The sequence below is a fragment of the Spirosoma taeanense genome (assembly GCF_013127955.1).
Lineage (GTDB): Bacteria > Bacteroidota > Bacteroidia > Cytophagales > Spirosomataceae > Spirosoma > Spirosoma taeanense.
In genome coordinates this window covers 3,301,167-3,327,766 of sequence record NZ_CP053435.1, presented here as the reverse complement: position 1 = coordinate 3,327,766, position 26,600 = coordinate 3,301,167, and the positions used below count along the sequence as shown (strand labels likewise).

At 54.7% G+C, this 26,600-nt stretch carries 21 protein-coding genes and 1 tRNA gene; 18 read left to right on the top strand and 4 right to left on the bottom strand.

Annotated elements, in window-relative coordinates; genetic code table 11:
* Positions 1-81 precede the first annotated feature (81 nt).
* The 6 genes from HNV11_RS13880 (at position 82) to HNV11_RS13855 (ending at position 5,824) form a co-directional block, all read left to right on the top strand.
* Positions 82-375: a type II toxin-antitoxin system HigB family toxin gene (locus tag HNV11_RS13880; RefSeq protein WP_171740233.1), complete on the top strand. Its 294-nt coding sequence runs from the start codon at positions 82-84 to the stop codon at positions 373-375.
* Between the two features lie 69 nt (positions 376-444).
* Positions 445-774 carry a helix-turn-helix domain-containing protein gene (locus HNV11_RS13875; RefSeq protein ID WP_171740232.1) on the top strand — a complete coding sequence of 110 codons (330 nt, stop codon included), beginning with the start codon at positions 445-447 and terminating at the stop codon, positions 772-774.
* Positions 775-914: 140 nt separating this feature from the next.
* Positions 915-1,562 (top strand): 7-carboxy-7-deazaguanine synthase QueE, encoded by a 648-nt coding sequence (locus tag HNV11_RS13870; RefSeq protein ID WP_171740231.1) that lies wholly within the window; start codon positions 915-917, stop codon positions 1,560-1,562.
* Positions 1,517-3,499, top strand: coding sequence for an OmpA family protein (locus tag HNV11_RS13865; RefSeq protein WP_171740230.1), 1,983 nt, complete (start codon positions 1,517-1,519; stop codon positions 3,497-3,499). The genes HNV11_RS13870 and HNV11_RS13865 overlap by 46 nt, the downstream gene beginning before the upstream one ends.
* Before the next feature lie 194 nt (positions 3,500-3,693).
* Positions 3,694-4,650: a thioredoxin-disulfide reductase gene (gene trxB, locus HNV11_RS13860; RefSeq protein ID WP_171740229.1), complete on the top strand. Its 957-nt coding sequence runs from the start codon at positions 3,694-3,696 to the stop codon at positions 4,648-4,650.
* A gap of 106 nt (positions 4,651-4,756) precedes the next feature.
* Entirely contained in the window at positions 4,757-5,824 is a 1,068-nt protein-coding gene (locus HNV11_RS13855) for a peptidoglycan DD-metalloendopeptidase family protein (protein ID WP_171740228.1), read from the top strand.
* A 149-nt stretch (positions 5,825-5,973) separates the two neighbouring features.
* On the opposite strand, the gene HNV11_RS13850 is transcribed toward HNV11_RS13855, so the two are convergent.
* Positions 5,974-7,194: a BaiN/RdsA family NAD(P)/FAD-dependent oxidoreductase gene (locus HNV11_RS13850; protein ID WP_171740227.1), complete on the bottom strand. Its 1,221-nt coding sequence runs from the start codon at positions 7,192-7,194 to the stop codon at positions 5,974-5,976.
* A gap of 88 nt (positions 7,195-7,282) precedes the next feature.
* Between HNV11_RS13850 and HNV11_RS13845 the strand changes: the two genes are divergently transcribed.
* Entirely contained in the window at positions 7,283-8,299 is a 1,017-nt protein-coding gene (locus tag HNV11_RS13845; protein WP_171740226.1) for a DNA/RNA non-specific endonuclease, read from the top strand.
* Positions 8,300-8,304: 5 nt separating this feature from the next.
* Here HNV11_RS13845 and HNV11_RS13840 read toward each other — a convergent pair whose 3' ends face one another.
* Positions 8,305-9,567, bottom strand: a complete 1,263-nt coding sequence (locus HNV11_RS13840; RefSeq protein ID WP_171740225.1) for an asparagine synthetase B — start codon at positions 9,565-9,567, stop codon at positions 8,305-8,307.
* A gap of 136 nt (positions 9,568-9,703) precedes the next feature.
* Here HNV11_RS13840 and HNV11_RS13835 point away from each other — a divergent pair, with 136 nt between their 5' ends.
* Positions 9,704-10,942 (top strand): ABC transporter permease, encoded by a 1,239-nt coding sequence (locus HNV11_RS13835; protein WP_171740224.1) that lies wholly within the window; start codon positions 9,704-9,706, stop codon positions 10,940-10,942.
* Between the two features lie 34 nt (positions 10,943-10,976).
* Here HNV11_RS13835 and HNV11_RS13830 read toward each other — a convergent pair whose 3' ends face one another.
* The gene (locus HNV11_RS13830; RefSeq protein ID WP_171740223.1) at positions 10,977-13,706 is read right to left on the bottom strand and encodes a PAS domain-containing protein; all 2,730 of its coding nucleotides are present in this window, start codon (positions 13,704-13,706) and stop codon (positions 10,977-10,979) included.
* Positions 13,707-13,891: 185 nt separating this feature from the next.
* Between HNV11_RS13830 and HNV11_RS13825 the strand changes: the two genes are divergently transcribed.
* Positions 13,892-13,975, top strand: a tRNA-Leu gene (locus HNV11_RS13825).
* A gap of 125 nt (positions 13,976-14,100) precedes the next feature.
* Here HNV11_RS13825 and HNV11_RS13820 read toward each other — a convergent pair.
* Positions 14,101-14,307: a hypothetical protein gene (locus HNV11_RS13820; RefSeq protein ID WP_171740222.1), complete on the bottom strand. Its 207-nt coding sequence runs from the start codon at positions 14,305-14,307 to the stop codon at positions 14,101-14,103.
* 354 nt (positions 14,308-14,661) lie between these two features.
* Here HNV11_RS13820 and HNV11_RS13815 point away from each other — a divergent pair, with 354 nt between their 5' ends.
* From HNV11_RS13815 to HNV11_RS13775, 9 genes are all read left to right on the top strand, one after another.
* A complete protein-coding gene (locus tag HNV11_RS13815; RefSeq protein ID WP_171740221.1) occupies positions 14,662-16,062 on the top strand; it encodes a glycoside hydrolase family 88/105 protein in 1,401 nt (466 codons plus the stop codon).
* 10 nt (positions 16,063-16,072) lie between these two features.
* Positions 16,073-16,864 (top strand): rhamnogalacturonan acetylesterase, encoded by a 792-nt coding sequence (locus HNV11_RS13810; RefSeq protein WP_171740220.1) that lies wholly within the window; start codon positions 16,073-16,075, stop codon positions 16,862-16,864.
* Positions 16,865-17,076: 212 nt separating this feature from the next.
* A complete protein-coding gene (locus HNV11_RS13805; protein ID WP_171740219.1) occupies positions 17,077-19,194 on the top strand; it encodes a bifunctional aldolase/short-chain dehydrogenase in 2,118 nt (705 codons plus the stop codon).
* 67 nt (positions 19,195-19,261) lie between these two features.
* Entirely contained in the window at positions 19,262-20,536 is a 1,275-nt protein-coding gene (locus HNV11_RS13800) for a TIM barrel protein (protein WP_171740218.1), read from the top strand.
* Between the two features lie 63 nt (positions 20,537-20,599).
* Positions 20,600-22,039 (top strand): FGGY-family carbohydrate kinase, encoded by a 1,440-nt coding sequence (locus HNV11_RS13795; protein WP_171740217.1) that lies wholly within the window; start codon positions 20,600-20,602, stop codon positions 22,037-22,039.
* Positions 22,040-22,079: 40 nt separating this feature from the next.
* Complete coding sequence (locus HNV11_RS13790; protein ID WP_171740216.1) at positions 22,080-22,820, top strand: (Fe-S)-binding protein; 741 nt, start codon at positions 22,080-22,082, stop codon at positions 22,818-22,820.
* Positions 22,817-24,196: a lactate utilization protein B gene (locus HNV11_RS13785; protein WP_171740215.1), complete on the top strand. Its 1,380-nt coding sequence runs from the start codon at positions 22,817-22,819 to the stop codon at positions 24,194-24,196. The genes HNV11_RS13790 and HNV11_RS13785 overlap by 4 nt, the downstream gene beginning before the upstream one ends.
* Positions 24,193-24,783 carry a LutC/YkgG family protein gene (locus tag HNV11_RS13780; RefSeq protein ID WP_171740214.1) on the top strand — a complete coding sequence of 197 codons (591 nt, stop codon included), beginning with the start codon at positions 24,193-24,195 and terminating at the stop codon, positions 24,781-24,783. Before HNV11_RS13785 ends, HNV11_RS13780 begins: the two co-directional genes overlap by 4 nt.
* 112 nt (positions 24,784-24,895) lie before the next feature.
* Entirely contained in the window at positions 24,896-26,593 is a 1,698-nt protein-coding gene (locus HNV11_RS13775) for a GH39 family glycosyl hydrolase (protein WP_171740213.1), read from the top strand.
* Positions 26,594-26,600 lie beyond the last annotated feature (7 nt).

The window sequence follows — 26,600 nt, the reverse complement described above, 5'->3', positions numbered from 1 at the left end:
TATTTTTCAGACGCCTATACACCTCTAGTTTGTGTCTTAAAAAAATGGAAAATAACGTCGAATCTAAAGCCTGCCGGGACAATGGTCATTGTCAGCAAAAAAGCCATTCACGAGTACGGAGTATCAAAACCGCAGTCAACCGAAGCTCTGAATGAATGGTATCTGAAAACAAAAGCCGCTGATTGGAGTAATCTGGCTGATGTCAAAAACTCATTTAATTCCGTTGATTATGTTGGAAACGACAATTACGTATTCAACATAAAAGGCAATCAGTATCGCCTGATTGCCCGGATCATTTTTCCGGTACGAACCGTTTTTATCCGGTTCATCGGTACACATTCGGAATACGACAAAATAGACGCTTCGACAGCGTAGCTGAAGTACTGTAGCAAAAAGGATGCTATGATTTTAACAATAGAGTCACAAACCGATTACACACAGGCTATGGAGGCTATTGAAAGCCTACTGGCCAAAGGGTCGCCAAATCTAACAGAATCTGATTTGGCTGAATTGCAGCGGCTTTCGCTGCTGGTCGAACGGTATGAGGACGAACACTATCCTATGCCTATTGAGCCAGCTACATTGCCGGAGATGATTCGTTTACGCATGTTTCAGGAAAATCTCAAGCAACGCGACACGGCTAAGGTGCTAGGCATTACCGAAACCCGATTGTCTGAAGTGCTTGCCGGCAAACGTAAGGTCAATATGGACTTAGCGAAACGCCTGCATGAAAAGCTGCATATTCGGGCAGAATATATCCTTAAAACTGCCTGATCACTAGCCATCTGGTTGAATAATTTAAGCAGTACTACCTCTTGGGACTCTATCTGCAACCTGTCGAACAATAGCCATTCCGACCGGGCTTGCGTATCTTTGTAAACCGTATGGGGCGTAAAACGCATACGGTATCTTGCATGATTGCTGAACTGAAACAACAAACTGGAACTCTTGATCCTCAGACGGATACCCTGCCCGTTATGGAAGCTTTTTATACGCTGCAGGGCGAAGGAGCGCATACGGGCCGGGCGGCTTATTTTATCCGGCTCGGCGGCTGCGACGTGGGCTGCCACTGGTGCGACGTAAAAGAATCGTGGGATGCCGACGCCCACCCCCGACTGACGATTGACGAAATTGTTGCCGGTGCGCTGGCGTATCCCGGCCGGATGGCCGTCATTACGGGCGGAGAACCCCTCATGCACGACCTGACGAATCTGACCAACGCGCTGCAAAAAGCCGGGTTTCAAACCAACATCGAAACATCGGGCGTCTGTCAGGCCGTTACGGGCTCGTGGGACTGGATCTGCTTCTCGCCCAAGAAGTTCAAAAAGCCTAATCCAGCCATTTTCGACCGCGCCAACGAGCTGAAAGTAATTATTTACAACGCGTCCGATTTCGCATTTGCCGAATCGTTTGTGCCTCATTTGCGGCCTGGTTGCAAACTCTTTTTGCAAACCGAGTGGAGCCGTTCCAATGAAATGCTGCCCCGCATCGTTGATTACGTAAAAGACCATCCGCAATGGCAGATTTCGTTGCAGACGCACAAATACATGGACATCCCCTGACGCCCGCAGGCCAGGGGAAACGCCGATGCGAACCAATTCTTCTCGCTGCCCTGTTCAGTATCAGCTTCTTTCTGCTTTCGTCGGTTGCGACCTTCGCTCAGAACAAGAAAGCGCAGCAACTGTATTCCCAAGCCATTAAACTATTTGGTGAGCGGAAAGCAGGCGAGGCCATTCCGTTTATGGAGCAGGCCATCAAAGAAGATCCGAATTTCATGGATGCCTACCTGAAGCTCGGGCAATTGTATGAATTCACCAAACGCTATGAACCCGCGTTAGCCGCCTACCGCAACGCCATTCGGCTGCAGCCCGACAGTCCGGCTTCGGGCGCGGCCTATCAATCGCTGGGCAATACGCTGCTGCGGCTCGGACGCTACGCCGAAGCGCAGCCTTACCTCGAAAAATTTCAGTCCATGTTCGCTCCGCAGTCCATGCAGGGCAAACGCATTGCGCGGCTGGTCGAAACGGCCCGGTTCGGACAGGAGGCTATCCAGCATCCCCAGCCGGTAGACCCCAAGCCGCTGTCGTCGGTATTGCAGACGACGCCTTCGCAGTATTTCCCCGTTCTGACCGCCGACGAGCAGACGCTGGTGTTCACGGCCCTGAAGCCCGAAGGCGACGAGGATTTGATGACGGCCAGCTTCAACGGCGAAACCTGGTCACCCCCGACTTCCCTCTCTACACAGATCAATACGCCCGACAACGAAGGAACACCTAGTCTGTCGGCCGATGGGCGAATGCTGGTTTTTACGGCCTGTCAGGGACGTAAAGGTTTCGGCAGCTGCGACCTGTACCTGAGCCGTAAAACCGGCAACGACTGGTCCAGTCCGCAGAATCTGGGCCCGGTCGTCAACACCCGTTATTACGAGTCGCAGCCCTCACTTTCAGCGGATGGCCGACGACTATATTTCATTTCCGACCGGCCGGGCGGCAAAGGTCAACGCGATATCTGGCGCAGCGACCTCGACGTGCAGGGTAACTGGCAGGAACCGGTTAATCTGGGGGAACCCGTCAACACGCCTTTCAATGAAGCTTCGCCATTCATTCATGCCAACGGGCAGAGCCTGTTTTTTGCTTCGGAGGGTCATGTTGGTCTCGGCGGGTACGATCTGTTTGTCGCCGATAGTGCAGCCACCGGCTGGCTGACTCCCGCGAATCTAGGCTATCCCATAAACACATCGGAAGATCAGGCGTCACTGTTTGTTGCGGCCAACGGTCGGCGGGCCTACTATTCGTTCGAAGAGCAGAAAGACGGCGTTTCGCAGAAGTCGCGGCTCTATACGTTCGATCTGCCGGAGTCGCTGCGGGAGCGCGTCAAACCCGTTAGCTACCTGAAAGGCGTTATCGCCGACGCTCGGTCTAAAAAGCCACTGGCTGCCTTGGTTGAGCTGATCGACCTGAAGACGAATCAGATTATCTCACGCGTGCAGGCCGATGCCGAAACAGGGCAATACACGGCCGTACTGCCCAACGGGGGCGAATATGCGCTCTACGTGAGCGTGCCGGGTTATCTCTTCAAAAGTCTCTCGTTTGATTTTACGCAGAAAACCAAAGGCGAAGGGATGTCGTTGAGTGTACCCCTGGAACCGGCCGTTGCGGGCACCGCCAAAGAAACGCTGAACAACCTGTTCTTCGAAACAGGCCGCTACGATCTGGCCGACAAATCGCGGACGGAACTCGACCGGCTATCGGCGTTTCTGAAAGCGAACCCATCGGTACGTATCGAAATTTCGGGGCATACCGATGACCGGGGCGACGCTGCCGCTAACCTGACGCTGTCGCAGAAACGCGCACAGGCCGTTGTTACGTACCTGACCGGCGCAGGCGTTGAGGCAAGCCGCATCAAGGCGGTGGGGTACGGAAAAACCCGCCCGCTGGCTCCTAACACGAGCGACGAGAACCGGCAGTTGAACCGGCGGATTGAATGGCGGATTTTATAAAAAAGAAGAAGAGCGCAAATGGGAGAACTGCACCTGGGCGGGTAAAAGGCGGGTTCCTGCTGCTTTGGTCATACATTCGTTCTTTCTTGTTCCCTATGGGAAATTTTTTCAATTTTGCATACGTTGTCCGAATACCACTCCATGAGTAAGGAGTAATCTATCCAGTTGTCAGACAACTTATTGCCCCATTTGCAATGACCTCCGAACACGTTAAGTGCCTGATTATCGGCTCTGGCCCCGCCGGCTATACCGCAGCTATATATGCCTCCCGGGCAAACATGAACCCCGTTATGTACCAGGGGCCGCAACCTGGCGGCCAGCTGACCATTACGACAGAAGTTGACAATTTTCCGGGTTATCCCGATGGCGTACAGGGCCCGCAGATGATGCAGGACCTCGAAAATCAGGCCCGGCGCTTCGGCACGGATGTGCGGTATGGGATGGTGACCAGCGTTGACTTTTCGGGGCATCCGCACCGCGCTATTGTCGATGAAAAACACGAGATAACCGCTGATTCGGTCATTATCTCGACGGGGGCGTCAGCCAAGTGGCTGGGGTTGCCGTCCGAAATGCGGCTCAATGGCCGTGGGGTTTCGGCCTGTGCGGTCTGCGACGGGTTTTTCTTTCGTGGTCAGGACGTAGCCATCGTGGGTGCGGGCGACACAGCCGCCGAAGAAGCGAGCTATCTGGCGAATCTTTGCCGGAAAGTCTATATGCTGGTTCGGCGGGATGAAATGCGGGCGTCGCGGTTCATGCAGCAACGCGTTAAAACGGCCCCGAATATCGAAATTCTGTATAATACCGAAACGGAAGAAGTACTCGGCGACGACGAAGTGTCGGGCGTTCGGGTGAAGAATGCCGTAACGGGCGAAGAAACAATTCTGAACGTGACGGGCTTTTTTGTGGCCATTGGTCACAAACCCAATACCGACATTTTCCGGGACTACCTCGATCTCGATGCGCATGGATACATCCAGACCGAGAAGGGAAGCACCCGAACCAACATACCCGGCGTCTTTGCCTGTGGAGACGCTCAGGATAACGTATATCGTCAGGCGATTACGGCGGCCGGAACCGGTTGTATGGCGGCCCTTGATGCTGAACGGTATCTGGTTACCCTGGAAATGCAGGAAAACGAGCTTGTTCATTAACATACCAGTTTACGGTTTACAGTACCCGGTTCCGAATAAGCATACAGCTCGTATTCGCTTATTCCGGGCCGGGTACCGTAACCCCTAAACTCATCTTAGGAAACCGATGAGAAATATGGCTTTTCGATGGCTGCTGGCTGTCGGTTGCCTGTGTTTGACCGTTACGGCACAGGCGCAGGAACGGGGACGGTTTAAAAAGAATCTGAAGATCACCCCCCAGAATCAAAATACTTCGAATACGCCGGTCGTTGAACAGCCCCAAAAAGCGGATGACCCATTCGAGCAGGAAACCACTCAGCTGCGCTTTAATAGCCAGTTCGAGCCGAAGAAAGAATTAAATCCGGTCGTCAGTGAAGATACGAGCCTGATCGACCAGGGCGAAACCAGCGTTGTTGAAGTGATTGATTCGGTTCTGGTTGGCACCGAGTGGGTTAAGATCGCCGATTATTACGCTGTCTGGGACTCCCGGCATATTGACCCCTACAACATCAATCCGCTGGAGTTTAACGAAGCCATTGATATCAAGCTCTACGATCCCCCGGCCAATCGCTACTGGTCGGCCCCGCTGAACGAAGGAAAGCTTACCTCTAATTTCGGGTATCGCTGGGGCCGCTGGCATACGGGCGCTGACCTCGACCTGGACACCGGCGATCCGATTTACGCATCATTCGATGGAATTGTGCGGGTTGTCGGCTGGGATGGTAACGGCTATGGCCGCTACGTATTGGTTCGGCACTACAATGGTCTTGAAACGCTTTACGGCCATATGTCGAAGCAAACGGTCGAAACGGGGCAGCTCGTTAAAGCCGGTGACCAACTGGGACTGGGCGGCAGCACCGGCCGGAGTTCCGGACCTCATCTGCACTTTGAGACGCGCTACGAAGGCAATCCATTCAGCCCGCTGAACATCTATAGTTTTCCGGCGAACACCATCAATTCAGATCATTTTCTGCTGACCGGCTCCGTCTGGGACTACCTGCGCGGAGGCCGCCCATCGTCGGAAATCAGCTCCAAGCCCCGCTTTAAACGTACCGTCCTGCACCGCGTGCGGTCGGGCGAGACGCTTAACTCGATCGCCAGCCGCTATGGAATGTCGGTGTCGGCGCTGACCCGCAAGAACCATATTTCGGCACGCTCGCGAATCCGGCCGGGACAGAAGCTACGCGTAAACTAATCTGCACGCCAGTTCATTCAACTAAACAGGCCCGCAATCAGCGATTGCGGGCCTGTTTAGTTGAATGGGGGATTAATTAACGAAATATATTGCTCTGACGTAGATGTTCAGACCCGTCGGATTTGGTGGGTAAATCAACCGGGAACTTGCTAAAGTCCAATATGGCGTCCTGCTATGTAGCCGGTGGTCCAGGCGTTCTGAAAATTGAAGCCGCCCGTGATGCCGTCAACGTCCAGCACCTCGCCTGCAAAGAAGAGCCCCGGCTGGGTTTTGCTTTCCAGCGTTTGCGGGTCCAGGCTGCCTAGGGCAATACCGCCACAGGTCACAAACTCATCCTTGAACGTACTCTTGCCTGCAACCTGAAACTGACTGTTAGTCAATCGCTCAATCAGGCGGTTTCCGGATTTGGCGGGCAGGTCGGCCCAGCGCTGGTTTTCCAAAATACCAGCCTCGGCCGACAGCGCCTGCCATAGCCGGGAGGGTAGACCCAAGGGATTCTGGGAAAATACCTGCTTACGGCCATTCTGCTGCCGGAAATCGTGCAGGGCCAGACGCAGTTCGTTATCGTTTAGGGTGGGTACCCAGTTGATACGGAGCGTAAACCGGTAGTCAACGGCCGCCAGGTCGCGGGCCGCCCAGGCCGACAGCCGCAAGACGGCCGGGCCGCTGAATCCCCAGTGCGTCACCAGCACCGGCCCGCGCTGTTCCTGCCTGGTTCCGGAGATAGAAACCCGCGCATCGGCGACTGATACACCGGCCAGGGGAAGCAGCGGATTGTCGGGCACGTTAAACGTAAAGAGGGAAGGTACCGGCGACAGCAGCGGCTCAGCCTGATCTGGGAGCCAACCATAGGCCGTCAGTTGGGGAAAACCGCCCGTTGCGACCAGCACCCGGTCGGCCCGGAGCGTCTCACCCGTCAGCAACTGAAGTTGCCAGCCCGATGGTGTTTTTTGTAACGTGCTAACTCCACAGCTTGTCTGCACCTGAATGTTGAGTCGACGAGCTGCATCCAGCAGGCAGTTGACGATGGTTTCCGAGGTATTGGTGGTTGGAAACATCCGCCCGTCCGCTTCGGTTTTAAGCTGAACACCGTGGTTTTCAAACCAGCGTACGGTCGCTACTGCGTCGAATTGATGCAGCAGCGAGCGCAGCCATTTCTCGCCCCGGGGATAGTGCTTCACCAGTTGCCGGTTGTCGAAACAGGCATGGGTAACGTTGCAGCGCCCTCCGCCCGAGATGCGGACTTTGTTTAAGACTGTGCGGTTCTTTTCAAGAATAGTAACGGTGGCACCCGGAAAGGTTTCGGCGGCTGTGATCGCCCCAAAAAAGCCGGCGGCTCCCCCGCCGATAACGACAATACTCAATGGCATAAAGGAAAAACAGGGCTTTAGGCTTTACGGTTCACGCTCAATAAGAAGAGATGAATCATAAATCGAAATCAATTGTAGCTTTACATCTATGTTCTTTAATCCACGATTCAATACCCGAAAATACGCTCGACGGGGGTTCCGGCTGCGCGGAAATACGCTCGTTCTGCTGTTCGTGTTTTTTTTGATTGGTCTGTTTCTGCACTATGGGGGGCAAACCAAACCAGTCGTTGCCTTCTGGAACGATGTGCGTAAAATTGTCGGCCTTGGGCCAGTCCGATCCGAGAAAGAAGGTTCCAATCCCTACAAAGCGCCCGAGCCGGAAGGTAACGGAGACGTTGCCCGCGACGACAAACCTGACCGACCATCGGTCAGTACGAGTGGAAAGACGCTGTTTGATTTCGAAAAACAGGCCAATTTCATCCTGCCGGCGTATACGTCTTCCGACGAAATTATCCAGCACGAAGGCTACACGCTCCGCTTTCGCGACGAATACAAACAGGCCGATTGGGTGGCGTATCCGCTGCTTCCCGAAGAAATCAACGGGGATGCCGAACGCGAAGGGTCGCGGTTTGTGCCGGACCCGGCCGTGCGAAGCGGCTCTGCACTCCCGTCCGACTACACGCGTTCGGGCTACGATCGCGGCCATTTGGCCCCGGCGGGCGATTTTAAGTTTTCCCAGCAGATGATGCAGGAAACCTTCTTCATGAGTAACATGTCGCCCCAGGCACCGGATTTTAACCGGGGCGTCTGGAAAGAGCTGGAAGAGCAGGTTCGGCAGTGGGCGTTACGTGACAATGGCCTGTATGTCGTTACGGGGCCGGTACTTAAAGCCGGTCTGCCTACCATTGGTAAGCAGAACGAGGTCAGCGTACCGCAGAAATTTTACAAAGTGCTGTTGTACTGCAACAAGCCGGAAATTCGCATGATTGGGTTCCTGCTGAACAACAAAGGTTCAAACAGTTCGCTGAAGCAGTTTGTCGTACCCGTCGATCAAATAGAGCAGGTGACCGGCATTGACTTTTTCCCCAAACTGCCCGACGATCTGGAACGAAAGCTGGAAAGCAAGGGCAGGAGCGAGATGGCCGAGGAGTGGTTTAGCAATTAAGCTGGTTAGGTTTTCTGCTTCTTTTTCTTGGCGGCCGGAAAGAGAATGTTGTTCAGGATCAGCCGGTAACCCGCCGAGTTTGGGTGCAGGTTGAGATCCGTAGGTTCCTCACCAATTTCGTGACGATAATCTTCGGGGTCGTGCCCGCCATAGAACGTAAAGAAGCCTCGCCCGTAAGGGCTGTGGATGTACCGGGCTTCACCCGCCGAGCGGTTTTCGGCCATAATGACCACCTCGGGCTTGATGAGGTTCTTCTTGAACGCTGTTGTCTGCCCCATGAACCCCTTGATTACGTTCAGGTGGTTCTGTGTCAGCATGGTTGGGATGGGGTCATACTTGGCCGAGAACTGGAACAGCGTAAAATAATCGTTGTGTTCGCTTACCCCACGTTCTTCAATCTGATTGTCGATATTGGAGAACTCAATCAGGTAGGGGTTGGTATAGACCTGAAAGTTCCGGAAAGCGAATGTCTGGCTGAAATCCAGCTTGCTGTTGGCATTAGGATCGGCCGGATCACCATCGTAGAACGTATCGACAATATCGGTATTCTGCGATGCCAGCGCGATGTCGTAGGTGTCAGTAGCATTGCACATGGCGAACAAATAGCCGCCCCCCAGCACGAAGTCCCGGATTTTCTGCGTTACGGCCCGCTTGAGCTGCGGTACTTTCGAAAAGCCAAACTTTCGGGCAATGTTCTCGGACTCCTGCTTCTGAGCGATATACCAGGGCTGGTCTTTAAAGTGGAAAAACTTGCCATACTGACCCGTGAAATCTTCATGGTGCAGATGCAGCCAGTCGTATTCGGGTAGTTTGCCGTTCATAACTTCCTCGTCAAAGACTACGTCGTAGGGAATCTCAGCGTAGGTCATCACCATTGTTACGGCATCGTCCCAGGGCTGCTTGGTTTTAGGCGAATAAACGGCTACTTTAGGTGGTTTCTGGAGCTTTACCGCATCCATATTGGCATCGGGAGCGGCCACCTCGGCCAGAATCTGCGCCGACTGCGCGTCGGAGATCACTTCGTAGCTAACCCCCCGAATCACCAGTTCATTGATGAAAACCTGGCTCTGAGGCATTAAAAACGCCCCGCCCCGGTAGTTCAGCAGCCAGTCGATCTCGGTGTCGTGCGTTTTAAGAACCCAATAGGCAATGCCGTACGCTTTCAGGTGATTCTTCTGGGCATCGTCCATTGGAATCAGAATTTTAGAAGCCCAGGTCTGGCCAGTAAGTACTAAGATTAGGATAAGCGGTAACAGCAGCCGTTTCATTGGTTTTCCGTTTAGCGAAGCTCTCGGTAGTTTTGTAATAACGAAAGATAGGCAATTTTGTGCAAGGAATTTAATTGCAATCGAGTGAATGAATTGAGACAATGTGCAGGCTATTCACTCAATCGCTTAGGGACGAATGAATCTACTTGAGAATATACGCGAAGGGTTACGTTCGATTGCCGGTAACCGCCTGCGCACAATCCTGACCTCGCTGATCATTGCCATCGGTATCACCTCGCTGGTAGGTATACTGACGGCTATTGACGGGATTCAAAGTTCGGTCGACAGCAGCTTTGCAGGGCTGGGGGCCAATACGTTCAGCCTTGTTGCCCGGCAGGATATAGCCCGTCGGAGCGGGCGGGTTCAGAAGCAGGATGAGCCAATTGATTACTTCGATGCCGTTCAGTTCAAACGGCGGTTTCCGTACGGGGCTACGATTGCCGTTTCAACCGTCGTCGGCGATGCGATACAGGCGAAGTTCGGCTCGAAGAAAACCAACCCGAACCTGCAGCTGACCGGGGGCGATGATGCCTATCTGACCGTCAAAGGCTTTACGTTGCAAAGCGGCCGGAATCTGACGCAGAATGATATCAATTATGCGCTGAACGTCGCCATCATTGGCAGCGAAGTGGCCGCATCTTTATTCGAGCGAAAAATTAATCCCCTGAATCAGGTCATCCGGGTGGCGGGCGTACAATACAAAATTATTGGCGTACTGGCCAAAAAAGGCGGTTTGTCGGGCGGGAGCGAAGACCGGATCGTGCTGATCCCGCTCGATAACGCCCGCGCGCTGGCAGGAACCCGCAAGCTGACGTTTGATATTACGGCCTCCGTGCCAACGGTTGCCGACCAGGACGAAGCCATTGGCGAAGCCCGGGGCGTTATGCGGCAGGTTCGGCGCGACCCGCTTGGCCAGCCCGATTCGTTTGAAATTCAGCGGGCCGACGATCTGGCGAAAGAAACTGCCAATATCACCGGGTATCTGCGCATCGGTGGGTTTGGCATCGGCTTTATTACGCTGCTGGGCGCGTCTATTGCGCTGCTGAACATCATGCTGGTGTCCGTCACCGAACGAACGCGCGAGATTGGCATCCGGAAATCGCTCGGCGCAACGCCTAAACGCATCCGGGAACAGTTCCTGATCGAAGCCATAGTGATCTGCCTCTTCGGTGGGCTGGGTGGGATTATAATGGGGCTGGGTATCGGCAACCTCATCTCAACGCTCGTTAGTCAGGGGCAGGGCGGGTTCGTCGTACCCTGGGGCTGGATGGCCCTTGGAATTCTTGTATGCGTAACCGTCGGGCTGTTCGCGGGAATTTATCCGGCCGTGCGAGCCTCGAAACTCGACCCCATTGAAGCGTTACGGTACGAATAGGCCGGGCTCACATCAAACGTTCGCCGATCGCGGGTTAACTGGGCTCGGTGGGCAGATAAACGGTAAAGGTTGCGCCTTTACCCGGCTGACTGCGGGCCAGAACGGTGCCGCCGTGGTTCTCGGCTACTTTCCGGCAGATAGCGAGCCCAATGCCCGTGCCGGCGTATTTGTGGCGGCTCTGCAGACGCTCGAATAATTGAAAAATCCGTTCCTGATGCTGGGCCTCGAAGCCAATGCCGTTGTCGATGACGTCAATCGCCACCCACGACTGCTGCTTATGGTGCGGAATCGTGGCCGGAATGTCCTCGAATGAAAGGGTGCGCGCTTTAATGGTCACCTGCGGCTGAATACCCGGTTGCGAAAATTTCAGGGCGTTACTGATCAGGTTCTGGAATAACTGGCGGAGCTGAATTGGGTTACCGTGCAGAACGGGAAGATTGGTTACGATCAGTTGCGCCGATTTTTCCTGGATGGTCGTTTCTAAATCGGTCTGTATGTCGGTTATGATCTGCCGAAGGTTAACCCCCTGTACTGACTCGGGTTTCAATGAAAGACGGGAATACGCCAGTAGATCGCGGATCAGAATACTCATCCGTTCGGCCGACGACTGCATACGACGCACCATGTCCTGGCCATTGCCGGGTAGTAGGTGCTCATACTGTTCCAGCAGGAGTTCACCAAAGGCCTGAATTTTGCGCAGCGGATCCTGTAAGTCGTGGCTGGCTATATAGGCAAACTGTTCCAGATCCGCATTCGAACGTTCCAGTTCAGTCACCAGTTGTTCGCGCTGCTGTTCCAGGCTTTTGCGATCGCTGATGTCCATGAACGTAATAACGATACCGTTGCCTGCCTGTCGCACCGCCGATACGTCGTAGTAACCCGAAATACCACGCTCATCCTGATAAAACAGCTCGGCACGCTGTGGTTCGTTGGTTGCAAGGGCTGCGAGATAAAGTGCCTGAAACCCCATTTCCCGGTAAGCCGGAAAGACCTCGCTCATGCGTTTACCGACCAGTTCATTGATCGGGACACTCAGAATGGTCGAGGCTGCCCGATTCGCGGCTGATAGCATAAAATCGGTCGGCGGCATTGTATCCTCCGGTAACGCCTTGACCAGCAGGATTCCATTGATAGCCCCATTTAGAATGTCCGCTGTTCGCTGGGCCTGTCGCCGGGCTTCAAACTCGGCCTGCTTCTGATCATTAATGACCGAATAAACCCAGATCAGCCGGTTCTCATCCAGCCGGGCCAGGCAGTTGTCCAGGTAATTATCATAGCCGTCGCCCTGATAATGCAGTTCAAAGCGTTCAGGTACGCCCGATGCCAATACGTTCTGAAAGGCTGGCCAAAAGGCGGTTCGGGTAACAAACGGGAAAAGTGAGCGTAACGAACGGCTCAAATACTGGTCTTTGGGCAGACCGGTAAGCGCGGAGTTAGCCTGAGCGACCCGCAGATACCGCAAATCGACAGCCGTTCCGTTTTCATCGCGGATGGCTTCCAGCACGGATAAGCCGTTAATGGCGTTAGCCAGAATTTCATCGAACAGTTTGGCCTGTTCTTCTATTTGGCGGGCGGTCAGGCGAGCTTCTGTAATGTCATTGAACGTGGCCACCAGACCATCTCCAAGTTTATTAATGGTGATATCGAACCACTTCTGAACATCCGGAAAGAAATGGCTTCCGCGAAACGTTTGTCCTGTTTGATATACGTTCACGTAATGATGCCACAGGCCGCGTTCTTTGGTTTCCGGATAAATGTCGGTCAGGAGCATCCCAACCATTTCCTCCCGTCGTTGACCAGCAATAGCCACGTAAGCCTCATTGGCCAGCGTGATCCGGAAGTTAATCAAGGCGTTGGCTTCGTCGTGGACCGCATCAAAAACAAAGATGGCACTTGCCGATGCCTGCAGAACCCCCGCGAGTAATTCGTTCTGGTGATGCAGTGCCCTGGCTGTCTGGTGAGCTTCTGTTACGTCGGAGAACAGAACCACAATATGATCGGCATCCATGCGGGTTGCCAGCAAATCGAGGTGCTTACTCAATGGCGGATAGAAAAACGTAGCCGTCAGCGGCTTCCCTGTTTCAACGACTGCCCGGTAAGCCGCCAGCAGCCCCGAAGGTTTAAACATGGGATTGAGTTCACTGATCGGTTTGCTCAGAACGTCGGCTTCGGTGTGCTGACCCAGGGTCAGGGCGGCCTGGTTGATCAGTATGGCCTGAAAATCCACGATGGTGCCGGCCTCATCCCGGATTGCCCGCTCCACCGTAATGCTATTGGGCGATGTGTTGATGACACTGTCCAGCAGCAGGTGCTCCTGTGTTGCGTGCTCAATGCTCTTCTGCAGCGCGATGTTCTGGTTTTCCAGCAGTTGTTTAGCTTCTTTCAGATCGGTAATGTCCTGGATTGATGCCAAAAACCCGTCGCCCATCGGCCGAACCTGAGCTTCCAGCCAGCGATTGGAATGATTCGTATAGTGCTGAAAGGCGAAAGGCTCTTCCTGCTCGACAACCCGTAAAAGCTGCTCGGCCATCGAACGCGCATACGGCGACCATTGGAACAGAGGCTGGTGCTGTAGGGCCTCCGCAGTGCGGCCCAGATACCTTAATCCCAGCGGGTTGTGATAAATAATCCGATAATCCTCGATTTGATTATTCTGGCCGCGAATGGCCGCGAACGCCAGTACACCATGCGGTAAATTGTCAAGTATATCCGCCAGAGCCGAAGAGGAAAGGGTCGGGAAAGTAGTACGTAAATCAGCGGACATTGAACAAAAAGTAGCGAGGAACTGTAAAACTAGGCAAAACCCGGAAAATCTGCTAGGGAAAGTGGCGCTACTCGTTTTCTTTGAACAGACATCCGTTTTTATTTGCAAAACACCGGCTGAGCGTCTACTTTTGCCCCACGTTCGCGTTCAGCATGGCCATAAAAGCCTTATGAACCGATTCTTGAGCCGGGATGGCGGAATCGGTAGACGCGATGGTCTCAAACACCATTGTCTGCAAGGACATGCCGGTTCGAGTCCGGCTCCCGGTACATTAACCCCTGTTAAGTTTCTGTCGATCAGTTTCTTGCAGGGGTTTTTCGTTTTCTGCCAAATCAGCAGCTAACCAACGTGTTGAAATTTTCCCGGAGCGAATAGGGCACTTTAATATATGTCCTTAGTTAATCAATACGGGAAAGGTGGATATGCCGACGACCTGCTGCTGTTGATTGTAGTGCAGCTCGGCCAGGAAGTCATTGAACTGGTAAAGCTGATGGAGCTCGTTGGCCTGCTGGTAGGATGCTAGCAAAGTGCCCCAAAGCTGTAACGCGCCGGTCTGAATGGCAAAAGGAAGCTGGTCATACTTGTCTCGTTCAATGTACATTGCCTGGTTGATTTGAGAAAACGAGTTGCTGGTATTATCGTTTCGATCTGGAACAGAGTATCTACTGACTTTAAAATGCTTAAAACAATATAAGAAAATTTGTTGAAAATATATAATAATATTTAGTAGAAGGTAGGGTATTCCCTAGGGGTATACCTGCTCGATTATTTCTGTCAGTCTAGGTTTAACCCATCGAGTTCTTGTCAATACTTGGTTCATTTTTAAACTTTAATCTATACTAACTCAGATCAGTTAACGGTGGCCCCCTGAACTGGATAAATTAATTTTTCGGTGGGTCATGAGAATGCCCCATTTATGCGCTTATCTAGTGTGCCTGTTTAATACATTATCCTGATGAAAAAAGTCTATGCCCCCCTGCTGACTCCTCTTGCCTGGCTCGTTCTTACCGGTCAAATCAGCTTTGCCCAGAACCTCTCATCCAAGGCCAACGATTCGACGACTCCACTGCATTTGCTGCAACCCGACTATCCGGTTCCCTACGGTCAGCCCCGAATTGCTGATGTCACGAAGGTTCTGAACCGTGTCTATGATTATCTGGACAGCACAACGCCGGCTCAGCTGATTGACCGCCAGACCGGACAGTCAGTTACTAACCTCACTACGTTTAATCCAAACGCCATTATCAAACCAGGTGATTACCGCCTGACCAGTTATGAGTGGGGTGTGACGTATGCCGGGATGTTACTGGCCAGCGAAGCCACCGGCGATCCGCGCTATGCGGATTACACCAACAAACGCCTGGCTTTTCTGGTATCGCTGACTCCTTATTTCAGAGCACAGGTTACTGCTGATCCGCAGGCAAACACGCCCCTCCGGGCTATGCTGGCTCCCCATGCGCTGGATGACGCCGGCGCGATGGCCGCAGCCATGATTAAAGCGACCCGGTCCGGAGTGACCCGGTCCGGAGCGACCCCTACCGGAAGGAATCAGGTTAATTTTCGTCCGCAGATTGATACGTATCTGAATTACATCATGAAGAAAGAACATCGCCTGGTCGACGGTACGCTGGCCCGCAACCGGCCCCAGCCGAACACGCTCTGGCTCGATGATCTGTTCATGAGTGTTCCTGCCCTGGCGCAGATGGGCAAGCTGACCGGCGACCAGACCTATTATAACGAGGCCGTAAAGCAGGTCTTGCAGTTCTCAAAGCGGATGTTCAATAAAGAAAAAGGGCTGTATATGCACGGTTGGGTAGAGGGCATGAGCGTTCATCCCGAGTTCCACTGGGCGCGGGCCAACGGCTGGGCAGTGATGACGGCGGTTGAGCTGCTCGACGTTCTGCCCGAAAATCATACCGGTCGGGCGGCTGTACTCGACCAACTGCGGGCGCACGTCCGTGGGTTGGCGGCCTGTCAATCGGGTTCGGGTTTCTGGCATCAGCTGCTTGACCGGAACGACTCGTATCTGGAGACATCGGCAACGGCCATTTACGTTTATGCGCTGGCCCGGGCTATTAACCGCGGCTGGATTGACCCGCTCGCCTACGCGCCGATGACCCTGCTGGGTTGGAACGCCGTTTCGACCAAGGTAACCGACAAAGGACAGGTGGAAGGCACCTGCGTCGGGACGGGCATGGGCTTCGATCCCGCCTTTTATTACTACCGCCCGATTAATGTCTATGCCGCGCACAGCTACGGTCCGGTACTGTTAGCCGGGGCTGAGGTAATCAATCTGCTCAAAAATAAAGCGTTTGAAATCAATGACAGTTCGCTTCAACTGACCCAGAAGCGATAAGCCAATTTCTATGAAAAAAATCCTTATCTTCTTTTCTGCTTTGGTTTTTCTGCTTGGATTAGCTGCTACACAGGCAACCCGTCCGACGCTGTACATCATTGGTGACTCAACCGTTCGGAATGGTTCCGGCAAAGGAACGGATGGGTTATGGGGGTGGGGGAGTCTGATTCCGGCCTATTTCGATACTACGCGTCTGCACATCGAAAACCACGCCATTGGTGGACGCAGCAGCCGCACATTCCTGAGCGAAGGCCGATGGGATAAAATTATGGCAGTTCTCAAGCCCGGCGATTACGTGCTGATGCAGTTCGGGCATAACGACGCCGGAGCCATCAATGACACCATTCGGGCCAGAGGGTCTATTAAAGGCACTGGCGACGAAACTGAGGAAATCGACAACCTGCTGACCAAACAGCACGAAATCGTGCATTCGTATGGCTGGTATCTGAAGAAGTACATCAACGATACCAAACAGAAAGGCGCTACGCCCATTGTCTGCTCGCTGGTGCCCCGAAACGTCTGGAAGGATGGCCACGTGGAACGTAGTTCCGGCAGCTACGGTAAGTGGGCCGCCGAGAGTGCCGCTTCAGGCAACGCCTTTTTTATTGATCTGAACGAGATCATCGCCCGTAAGTATGAAGCGGGCTACAATGAGGCCAGACTCAAAGCCGACTTCTTTCCCGGCGATCATACGCACACGAATTATGCAGGCGCCCGGTTTAATGCGGAAGCTGTCATGGAAGGACTTGGGCAACTGAAAGGCTGTTCCCTGAATCGGTACAGACGTAATCCCGCTCGCTAAGCGACACCCATCCGGGGGCAACACCGCCCGGCCAGATAATTGCCTAAGCCTACCATTTCGTGGGGTTACAGCCATCGGCCTAGGCGTCGTTCTTACGGCATTTTCTGAAATTTTCCTGGCGAAGCAGGAGAGTACATGAGATAGGTAAAAAAAATGGGAACGTACTTTGTTTAGAAGAAGTCGTCTGGACGAATCTATTTTATTAAAGCCACATGAACAACACACAAACGTTCAACTACGTCAGCTATCTCTGGGATGAAACCAAAGCCGCCGAACTGGCGGGTAAGGACCCGCAGGAGAGTGAGGTTAATCTGTTTATATATCGTTCCAACCTGCTTGGGGCCGATCTGCGCCTGACTAACTATGCGGGTGGTAATACGTCGGTGAAAGTAATGGAAACCAACCCGCTGACCGGCGAACCCGTTGAAGTGATGTGGGTGAAAGGTTCCGGGGGCGACATCGGTACACTGACCAAGAAAGGCTGTGCGAATCTATACGTTGACCGGCTGCATGCATTAAAAAACCGCTACCGGGGTCTCCAGTTCGAGGATGAGATGGTGGAGCTATTTAACCACTGTTTGTTTGATCCAAAGTGTGCGGCCCCGTCCATCGATACACCGCTGCATGGTCTGCTGCCGTTCAAACACATTGACCATCTTCACCCCGATGCCCTGATTGCCATTGCCGCGAGCCGCGATGGAGAGGCCATCATGCGCGAAATCTGGGGTGATCAGATGGCCTGGCTGCCCTGGCAGCGTCCGGGTTTCGATCTGGGACTGAAGCTGGAAGAAACCGTTCGGCAGAATCCCAATCTGCGGGGCGTCATTCTCGGCGGTCATGGTCTGTTTACGTGGGGCGATACGTCCTATGAATCGTATATCAATACGCTCGAAGTGATCGAGCAGGCTTCTGCCTATCTGCACGAACACTTTGGCAAAAAGCGGCCGGTGTTTGGTGGGGCTAAGCGCCAGAACACCGACGCCGACACGCGCAAACAGCAGGCCGCTGAACTTATGCCCACTCTGCGCGGACTGGCGTCAGCCCAGCGCCGAATGATCGGTCACTTTACCGACGATGAACGGGTGCTGGAATTCGTTAACTCGAACGACCTCGACCGGCTGGCCCGCCTGGGAACGAGTTGCCCCGACCACTTCCTGCGCACCAAAATTCGGCCGCTGGTACTGGATACGGAGCAACTGGCTGCTAATGCCAAAGACTATCTGGACAAAGCCTTTGCCGATTACCGCGCGGATTACGCGGCCTACTATGAGCGGAGCAAACACGCCAACAGCCCCGCCATACGTGACCCGAACCCGGTGGTGATTCTGTATCCGGGTGTGGGTATGTTCACCTTCGCCAAGGACAAGCAGACCGCCCGCGTAGCCGCCGAGTTCTACACCAACGCCATCAACGTCATGAAAGGCGCCGAGGCTGTTTCGGACTATGTTGGCCTGCCCGAGCAGGAAGCGTTTGACATTGAGTACTGGCTGCTGGAAGAAGCCAAGCTCCAGCGCATGCCCAAGCCCAAACCCCTCTCGGGCAAGATCGCCCTGGTCACCGGCAGCGCCGGGGGCATCGGCAAGGCCATCGCCAAGGCGTTCCTGGCCGAAGGGGCCGTGGTCGTCATCAATGACAACGACGCCGACCGGCTGGCCTCGGCCCGCGACGAATTTCAGCAGCAGTACGGTAAGGATGCGTATACGGCCGTGCTGCTCGACGTAACCAGCGCCGACGCGATTCAGAAAGCCTACCAGGCGGCTGCGGTGGCCTTTGGCGGAGTTGACATCGTCGTCAACTGCGCGGGGCTGTCCATCTCCAAGCCCCTGGAAGACCATACCGAGAAAGACTGGGACCTGCTCTATGACGTGCTGGTCAAAGGCCAGTTCCTGGTTACCCAGCAGGCTGTCGAAGTAATGCGGAAGCAGAAACTGGGCGGGGATGTGATCAACATCGTCAGCAAGAACGCTCTGGTGTCAGGCCCCAACAACGCCGGCTACGGCTCGGCCAAAGCCGCTCAGCTGCACCTGAGCCGGCTGAATGCCGCCGAGCTGGGCAAGGACCACATCCGGGTCAACGTAGTCAACCCCGATGCGGTCATCTCCGACTCGAAGATCTGGGCCGGAGCCTGGGCTGAGGGGCGGGCCAAAGCCTACGGCGTAGCGGTCGAGGAGCTGCCGGCCTATTACGCCAAGCGGACGCTGCTGAACGAGATCATCCTGCCCGAGGACATTGCCAACGCGTGTCTGGCGCTGGTGAACGGTCTGTTGAGCAAGTCGACGGGCAACGTGCTCAACGTGGATGGGGGCGTAGCCATGGCCTTTGTTCGCTAATTCTTAACCGGGCTTGTGTCGGTACCTCTTTTGCTGATACAAGCCTACCTAAACCCCTAACCTGACCATGCAACTCGAAACCCATCACATCGCCGATCATAACCAAAGCAGGGCGGAGGCTCACCAGCGTAAGCTATCCTACTGGACCAATGAGGTTGCCAAAGCGGAGCCAATTATCCAGAAGCTCATCGACTTTCAGATTGCTATTCCAAGCTGGGCGCTTGGCACAGGCGGCACCCGATTTGGCCGTTTTCCCGGCGGGGGCGAGCCTCGTTCGCTGGAAGAGAAAATCGCTGATGTCGGTCTGCTGCATGCGCTGAACCAGGCCAGTGGCGCTATTTCCTTGCACATTCCGTGGGATATTCCGTCCGACGCCCAGGCGATTCAGCAACTGGCCGCCCAGCATGGTTTACGCTTCGACGCTGTCAACTCCAATACGTTTCAGGATCAGCCCGACCAGGCCGCAAGCTATAAGTTCGGGTCGCTGCAGCATACCGATCCGGCTGTGCGTCGGCAGGCAATTGAACATAATATTGAGGTGATCCGGCATGGCGTAGCGCTGGGATCGGATGCCCTGACCGTCTGGCTATCCGATGGTTCGTGCTTCCCCGGTCAGCTGAACTTCCGTAAAGCCTTTGACCGGACGCTGGAGAGCCTGGAGGAAATCTATGCCGCCCTGCCCGACAACTGGAAGATGTTTGTCGAATACAAAGCCTTTGAGCCCAACTTCTATTCCATGACGGTTGGTGACTGGGGCAGCAGTCTGCTCTACGCCAGCAAGCTCGGGCCCAAAGCCTTTACGCTTGTCGATCTGGGCCATCACCTGCCCAACGCCAACATTGAACAGATTGTGGCGATTCTGCTGCACGAAGGCAAACTCGGCGGCTTTCACTTCAACGATTCGAAATACGGCGACGACGACCTGACGGCGGGCAGTATCAAGCCTTATCAGCTGTTCCTGATTTTCAACGAACTGGTCGATGGCATGGATGCGCGCGGTCTGGATCACGCCAGGGATCTCGGCTGGATGATCGACGCGAGTCACAACGTAAAAGACCCGCTGGAAGATCTGCTGCAGTCGGTTGAAGCGATTCAGCTGGCTTATGCGCAGGCTCTGCTGGTCGATCGGGTGGCGCTGGAGGAAGCGCGGGAGGCAAACGACGTAGTGCGGGCGCAGGAGTTATTGCAGGACGCTTTCCGGACGGACGTACGGCCACTGGTGGCCGAAGCGCGTCGGCGGGCGGGGGGGGCTTTGCAGCCGTTGGCCCTATTCCGGCAACTGAACGTACGTGGACAACTGATCGGCGAGCGCGGAGCTAAAACCGTCGCGACGGGCTTATAAGCTAAGTCTGAAGTTGAAATGTGAATTCAGCCCATTCCTGGTTCGTCCTTTACTCCTGAAGCTATGCCAACTCCTGTAATCGCCATTTTCGACATTGGCAAGACGAATAAAAAGCTGTTTCTGTTTAATGAACGGTACGAGATAATCTGGGAAAAAGCAGAGCAGTTTGCCGAAATCCCCGATGAGGACGGCGACCCCTGCGAAGACCTGAAACGCTTGACACACTGGGTTGAATCGTCGATGTCCGAAGTCCTGGATTTGCCGGACTTCACGGTGCGGGCCGTGAACTTCTCTACTTATGGAGCCAGCCTGGTGTATCTGGATGCCGAGTGCCATCCAATCGGTTGTCTGTATAATTACCTCAAGCCGTATCCGGACGCCGTTCGCCGGCAGTTTTACCAGACGTATGGGGACGAAGCCACGATGGCGCTGCAAACGGCTTCGCCAAATCTGGACAGTTTGAACTCGGGCCTGATGCTCTACCGCATCAAGTACGACAAGCCCCGGTTATACTGGCGTATCTGGTATGCGCTGCATCTGCCGCAGTACCTGAGCTTTCTGTTTACGCGGCAGGTGCTGTCCGACGTAACCAGCATTGGCTGCCACACGATGCTGTGGGACTTTGAAAAAAATCAGTACCACGACTGGGTGCGGGCTGAAAAACTGGATAACCTGTTCGCGCCGGTTTTACCGTCCGACAGCTTCCTGAAAGCCATCATCATGGATCGGCCGCTATACGTTGGGGTTGGTTTGCACGACAGTTCGGCCGCGCTGATTCCGTATCTGGCTTCGTTTCAGGAACCCTTTGTGCTGATCTCGACCGGAACATGGTGCGTCAGCATGAACCCCTTCAACAGTCAGCCTTTAACGCCCGAAGAACTTCAGTACGACTGCCTGAATTACATGCACTACAAGGGCCAGCCCGTAAAGGCGTCGCGGTTGTTTGCGGGTTACGAGCATGAGCAGCAGACCCGGCGGCTGGCCGAGCATTTCCACGTTGCGATTGACCATTACGTCGGTATCGACTATAATCCGGTTCTGATTGAGCAACTACGGGAGCATTCGATGCCGGTCAACGGGCATGGCGAGCCAACCGGCTCTCAGATGCTTTCGATGCGGGGCTCCTTATTTGCAGAGCGTAACCTGTCGGCGTTTGCTACGTATGAGGAAGCCTATCACCAGCTGATGCTCGACATCATTGCCCAGCAGTTGATTTCGACGAATCTGGTACTGGCCGACTCGTCGGACGGCCGAACCTCCGTGAAGCGTATCTTTGTTGATGGGGGTTTTGGTAAAAACCCGATCTATATGAACCTGCTGGCAACGGCCTTCCCCGACATCGAAGTCTTTGCCGCTTCGGTGGCGCAGGCGTCAGCGCTGGGTGCTGCTCTGGCAATTCATCACCACTGGAACCCGCTGCCATTGCCGGGCAACAGCATTGAATTGAAAAAGTATACAGCTTTCCAGCCCCAACGGCGGACAACCTCGCTGGGAAGCTTTTAACGGTTGACGACCCCGCGGGGTTGGCTAGAATACGCATTGTATGAAAGTTGGCTTATTTGTTCCCTGTTACGTCGATCAGTTTTACCCGAAGGTCGCGATTGCCACGCTCGAACTGCTGGAAAAGCAGGGGCTGACCGTTGGGGTTCCCCCGCGCCAGACCTGTTGTGGCCAGCCCATGGCTAATTCCGGGTTTGAACACCTGACGGGCGGGTGCAATTCTTTATTCATTGAAAACTTTGCCCAGTACGATTACGTTGTATCGCCATCGGGGAGCTGCGTGCTTCATCTGAAAGAGCATCTGCACGATCCGAAACACGAAGCCGAAGCGGGTCACCTGCGAGAGCGAATCTTCGAGCTGACCGAGTTCCTGACCGACGTGCTGAAGCTGGATACCGTCAGCGCCCGTTTTCCTTATCGGGTTGGGCTGCACCAGAGTTGCCACGGGCAACGCGGGCTGCACCTCTCGCAGATGAGCGAGCTGGTCGCGCCACCGTTTTCAAAACCCGTTCAGTTGTTAAGTCAGGTCGATGGTCTGGAACTGATTGATCTCGACCGGCCCGACGAGTGCTGCGGCTTCGGCGGTACGTTCTGCGTGCTGGAAGAAGCCGTCTCGGCCAAGATGGGAAAAGACCGCGTGAGCGACCATCTGCGTCACGGAGCTGAGTACATCACCGGGGCCGATATGTCGTGTCTGATGCATCTGGAAGGGCTGCTGCACCGGCAGAAGAGTCCAGTGAAAGTGGTTCATATTGCCGAAATTCTGAACAGCAACATCCAATGAACACCCAAACGCTCGATCACCCCGAATTAGCCGACCGCTTCAACAAGGACGAAGCCCGCGTCGACTGGCATGACCAGACGTTGTGGTGGGTTCGTCAGAAACGCGATAAAGCCGCCCATGCCCTGCCCGAATGGGAATCCCTGCGCGAAGCGGCTTCGCAGATCAAGCATAACGTCCTGGCTAATCTGGACGAATACCTGCTGCAGTTTGAAGCCAATGCGCAGCGTAACGGCATTACCGTTCACTGGGCGGCCGATGCAGAGGAACATAACCGGATTGTTCACCAGATTCTGACCGAGAACGGGATTCCGAAAATGGTGAAGAGCAAGTCCATGCTGACGGAAGAATGTCACCTGAACGAATACCTGGCCGAACACGGCATTGAGGTAATTGACTCGGATCTGGGTGAGCGAATTGTGCAGCTGGCGGGCGAGCCACCCAGCCATATTGTGCTGCCCTGCATCCACTGGAAAAAAGAAGAAATTGGCGTCTTGTTTCATAAGCACCTGGGTACGGAAGAAGGCTGCGCTGATCCTCAGATCCTGACCGGAGCCGCTCGTCTGCACCTGCGCGATACCTTCCTGACGCGCCGGGCCGCCCTGACGGGGGTTAACTTTGCCGTGGCCGAAACAGGTGAGTTCGTTGTTTGCACCAACGAAGGAAACGCCGATATGGGTGCGCACCTGGCCGATGTTCATATCGCCAGTATGGGGGTCGAGAAAATCATTCCCCGGCGGGAACACCTGAGCGTATTTCTGCGGCTTCTGACGCGCAGCGCAACCGGACAGCCCATTACCACCTATTCAAGTCATTTTGCGAAGCCCCGTCCGGGACAGACCATGCACCTTATTCTGGTCGATAACGGGCGCTCGATTCAGCTTGGTCGCGAAGATTTCCGCAACTCGCTCAAATGCATTCGCTGTGGAGCCTGTATGAACACGTGCCCGGTTTACCGGCGTAGCGGAGGCCATAGTTACCATTCGGCCGTTGCCGGGCCCATCGGGGCCATTCTGGCCCCCAACCTGGACATGGCCAAAAACGCCGATCTGCCGTTTGCCTCTACGCTCTGCGGGTCGTGCTCCAACGTTTGTCCGGTAAAAATTGACATTCACCAGCAGCTCTACAAGTGGCGGCAGGTGCTGGTGCAGGAAGGTCACGTAACAGCAGCCAAGACCGTAAGCATGCAGGGAATGACGACCGTACTGTCGCGGCCGGGGCTGTTTCACCTGGCCGGGTCTGTCGGACGGCGGCTGATGAAATGGTTTCCCAGCCTGGTGAACAACCGCCTGAACCCCTGGTACAAGCAGCGGGACATGCCTGCCCCGCCCAGCGAATCGTTCAGCGAGTGGTACGCAAAAAACCGGAAACCGTCATGAGCAGCCGAGAGAAAATGCTGGCCGCCATTGCCCGCAACAAACCCAACGCGGACCTGTATCCGCTACCCGTTCTGCCCCTGCCGCATTCGTTTGTCGATCAGGGCGTAGAGCGGTTCTGTCAGGTTCTGCAGGGGATTGGTGGCGAGGTGATGCGCGTAACCGATATGGACGCGATTCGCCAGTACGTTGAAACGCATTACGACCATACCCACCGGATCGTAACCACCCTGCCCGAACTGGCGTCGGTTGCCGAGCTGCAATGGCCCAATACCCCTCCGCACGAGCTGGCTAATGTCGAGCTGGCGTTGTTACGGGGGCATTTCGGCGTAGCGGAAAACGGGTCGATCTGGGTTACGGAATCTCTGCTGGAACACCGGGCTGCGCCCTATATCTGTCAGCAACTGGCGCTCATTATCCGCAAAGCCGACATAGTACCGACCATGCACGAAGCGTATGCCCGCATCGGCAACGAAACCTATGGGTACGGTACGTTCATTGCAGGGCCGTCGAAAACGGCTGATATTGAGCAGTCGCTGGTTCTGGGTGCGCATGGTCCCAAAGGCATGATCGCTTTCATTCTCGATTGAGTTCTCTTGCGTATTTAGAAAGAGGACATACGAGTTAGGCTCGCGGTTTTTCGTGCTTTGTTAACTGATGCCAATAGTTTCTAGCCTGGAATGGCTATTCCTGTCTTCTTTCATGAAACGACTTTTTGCCTTGCTGGGCGTGCTCTTATTCCCCGGCTGCCTGCCTGTAGCGGCTCAACAATCTATGCCGACGGTGGCCATTCAGGTCGATCTGTCGAAATCCAAAGGCCGCATGGACCCAGTCTGGGCGTGGTTCGGCTATGATGAGCCGAATTACACCTACATGAAAGACGGCAAAAAGCTGCTGTCTGAACTGGCGGCTCTAAGTCCGGTACCAGTTTACGTCCGGGCGCACAACCTGCTGACGACCGGCGACGGAACGCCCGCGTTGAAATGGGGGTCAACCAACGCCTATACCGAAGACGCCAACGGCAAGCCGGTCTATAACTGGACGATCATCGACAAAATTTTCGATACCTACATTCAGCGCGGTATGAAGCCGCTGGCCCAGATTGGCTTTATGCCCGAGGCTCTCTCCTCTAAACCGCAACCGTATCGGCACCATTGGGAACCGGGCCAGCCTTACCAGAAAATTCTGACCGGCTGGACGTACCCGCCCAAAGACTACCAGAAATGGGCGGAACTGATTTATCAGTGGGTGACGCATTCGGTGAAACGTTACGGTAAAGCCGAAGTCGAAAGCTGGTACTGGGAGTTATGGAATGAACCCAACAGTGGCTACTGGGGTGGTACGCCCGAAGAGTATCAGAAGCTGTATGACTATTCAATGGACGCCGTTCGTCGGGCGCTGCCAACGGCCAGAGTGGGCGGGCCGCACGTAACGGGTCCGGCGGGTAAGGGCGCTGCTGCTTTTCTGAACGCTTTTCTGGAGCACTGCCGCAGCGGAAAGAACGCCGTAACGGGTAAAACCGGCGCCCCGCTCGATTTTGTAGCCTTTCACGCCAAAGGTGCCCCCAGAATTATAGACGGTTACGTCCGGATGAATCTGGGAACTCAGCTGCGCGATATTTCGAGCGGGTTTCAGATTGTGGCGTCGTATCCGGAGTTCAGTCGGCTGCCGATCATTATTGGCGAGTCGGACCCGGAAGGCTGCGCGGCCTGTGGGATGCACACCAATCCGGAAAACGCCTATCGGAATGGTACGCTGTATTCGAGCTATACGGCGGCTGCCTTTGCCCGGAAATACGAACTGGCCGATTACCACAAGGTTAATTTCAAAGGGGCCGTGTCGTGGTCGTTTGAGTTTGAAGATCAGCCCTGGTTTTATGGGTTTCGCGACCTGGCGACAAACGGGGTCGATAAGCCGGTGCTGAACGTCTTTCGTATGTACGGCATGATGCGCGGCAACCGGGTGGCCGTTGACGGGAACCTGGCCTACAACATGCTGACCGTGCGGGATTCGAGCGTTCGGCGGGCTGCACCGGATATTAACGCCCTGGCGGCCAGAGATACCACCCGGAACGCGGCAACCGTGATGGTCTGGAATTACCACGACGATAACCTGCCCGCCCCCGACTCGCCCGTGTCCGTTACGGTAAATGGTATCCCGGCTGCTCAGGTAAAAGTTACGCACTACCGCATTGACCAGACCCACAGCAACGCTTATACGGTCTGGCAGCAGATGGGATCGCCCCAGAAACCCACGCCCCAGCAGGTTGCAACGCTGGGAAAAGCGGGTCAGCTTCAGGTGCTCACGGCTCCGGAAACCGTGCAAACAACCGGCGGTGCGGTGCAGCTCAGGACCGCTTTACCCCGGCAGGGCGTATCCCTATACCAATTGACGTGGTAAACAACCG